Here is a 2,455-nt window from a genome sequence, read left to right as displayed (position 1 = left end):
TGAAACAAGCGCCGATATGTCACACGAGGAATTCTCCATTCTTGATAAGGCCGGAAGAGTTCGACTCTCAGCCGAAATGAGAGAGGCCGCCGGAATAGATACAAACAGAGTTAAAGTAGATATTGTGGATGGCAAGATTGTTATCTCGAATGAAAAATAGGTTGGTTTATAAATGCATAAGGAAAAACGAGGCAGTTCTTAAAAGGGCTGCCTCTATTTTTGCAACAATAATTGTTTTAACCCTTATCTGTCGTAAGATACGACATGAACATGGGTATTTGCGACATATGTCATCTGTGTTAAAAGGGCAAAAAACAGTATAATTATGCTATTAAAAGTGTTGACAGCAGGGCTGTAAAATGAAACACTTTTTTAATTTTGGCGAAAGACCGAAGGAGGTGTTTTTATGCGAAAGATTACTAGAATTATGGTGGGAGTTATAGCTGCAATCACAATGATTATATCCTTAATTAGTATTCCACCAACAAAAATTGATGCAAATGCCGAGGGAGAAGTAATTGAGTGGACACTTGGATATGAGTTCACTGTGGGTCAGGAAATAAGAAAGGGTACAGTAATAAAGAATCGTTGGGAATATCATCATAAACCTGCTGGATATGCATATTGGTGTACTTATTTTAATTGTTTATCCGTAGGAATAGCAGGTTTGGATCATAGAGATGAATTATTTGGCGATGTCAACAGGGAAATGGAAAGAACTGGTTATACCTACGATGATGCAGGGGATAAAAATGGTGAAATATGGGAACAAATTAGTGAGACAACGTATGTAGTACCTTTTGATTGTGTTGTTGCGGAATATGAAGAACCTACGTGGGTTAGTGGTGAAGCTGGAAATTCTGGAGTTACAGCTGCTGGCTTGACACTTATTCCTAAATGTGAACTCAGTATATATGCATATTATTTGGAACATAATCTGGATATAAATGGTTATGCAGGTGTTAAAGTAGATTCTGGATGCATTGAACAGCTGACAGTAGATAATATGAATCAGCTATCAGGTAAGGAATATGATTATTACAATATAGATATAATCTATGTGAGCTCTGATGGAAGAGATAAGGCGATTGAGTGGAAAAAAAATGGGAAAGTATACGATAACGGTAACGGTCTTCCGGATTCTGAAAATGTAGATTTTGTTCGTGAAAATATATCCTTTACGGGAGATATATCAAATCATTTTTTGGAATTTCCATATGAACCTAATAATGGTATGGGTACGAAAATAAACTACACAACTAAGTGGGAAGTTCTTGGGTTTAACTTTGATGAAACTAACAGTGTAAATAATTGTGGTATTTGTACATTATATGTGGTCTCAGTAGATGGGGCTCCGCATAAGCATACTTTATCAGATTGGCAGTGTGCGGATAGCTATCATTATAAGTATTGTACAGAATGTCATACCTATGGTTTGGAGAGAGCAAATCATACAAATGAATTTACGATTATTAAAGTTCCAACACCTGAAGAGCTTGGTGAATATGGTTTTCGCTGTACAGTATGCGGATATATGGATAGAGTCTATTCTATAAGTTATGATAACTATAATTATATGTTTCCACCTGAAGATCATGTTCATGAGTTTGAAAATTATTTTTATAATACCAGTGAGCATTGGTCATACTGCAATAGTTGTGCGGATGGAACGATTAGAGAAGCTCATAATCTTGTGTGGAAAGCGGTTTCTCCGGAAACGGCTGATGGAGCGGATGACGCAAAAATATGCTATGGATGCGATAAATGTGCCTATATTAAAGAAGAGAAAACTGTAACACAGGATGAATATGAAGAGATTGCTAACAATCAAGGCGGTGGTCAACAGGATGAAAACCAACAGGGTGGAGAAGGACAAAATGACGACCAGCAAGGGGATAACAAACAAAATAATCAGCAAAATATAAATAATAAAACTGACAATTCTCAGAAAAACAATCAGGCTTCTAATCAGGGAAATACAAATAAAAGTGGTAATAGCAAAAAAGAAACGTCATACTCAAATGAATGGGTAGATGGCAAATGGTACGACAAGAATGGCAACCAGACTTACAAGGGTAAGCTGTCATGGAAGAAAAATGCAAGTGGCTGGTGGATAGAAGATTCATCGGGCTGGTATCCAAAGAGTCAGTGGCAGAAAATAGATGGCAAATATTACTATTTTGACGAAAGCGGTTATATGGCTGCTGATGAGTGGCGTGACGGTTGCTGGCTTGGATCAGATGGCGCTTGGGATGATACATATAAGATGACTTGGAAATCTGACTCCAAGGGTTGGTGGATTGAAGATAAGACAGGATGGTATCCACAGAATCAGTGGCAGAAGATTGATGGTAACTGGTATTACTTTAAAGGTGATGGCTATATGGCTACAAGCCAGTATATAAATGGCTGGTGGGTAGATTCAAATGGAGTTTGCCAGTAACAAATTAACAAA

1 protein-coding gene is annotated in these 2,455 nt (G+C 37.4%); it reads left to right on the top strand.

The genetic code is table 11. The features are described from left to right. Positions 1-406: 406 nt before the first annotated feature. A complete protein-coding gene (locus K6C05_RS09505) occupies positions 407-2,443 on the top strand; it encodes a hypothetical protein (RefSeq protein WP_296734081.1) in 2,037 nt (678 codons plus the stop codon). Positions 2,444-2,455: the final 12 nt, after the last annotated feature.

Source organism: Anaerovibrio sp. (assembly GCF_024697385.1).
GTDB lineage: Bacteria > Bacillota > Negativicutes > Selenomonadales > Selenomonadaceae > Anaerovibrio.
This window is presented reverse-complemented; position numbering and strand designations above follow the sequence as displayed.

What these genes read in the sequence shown, in the direction of transcription:
- K6C05_RS09505 (WP_296734081.1), top strand. Translation starts at nt 407, where the DNA reads ATGCGAAAGATTACTAGAATTATGGTGGGAGTTATAGCTGCAATCACA.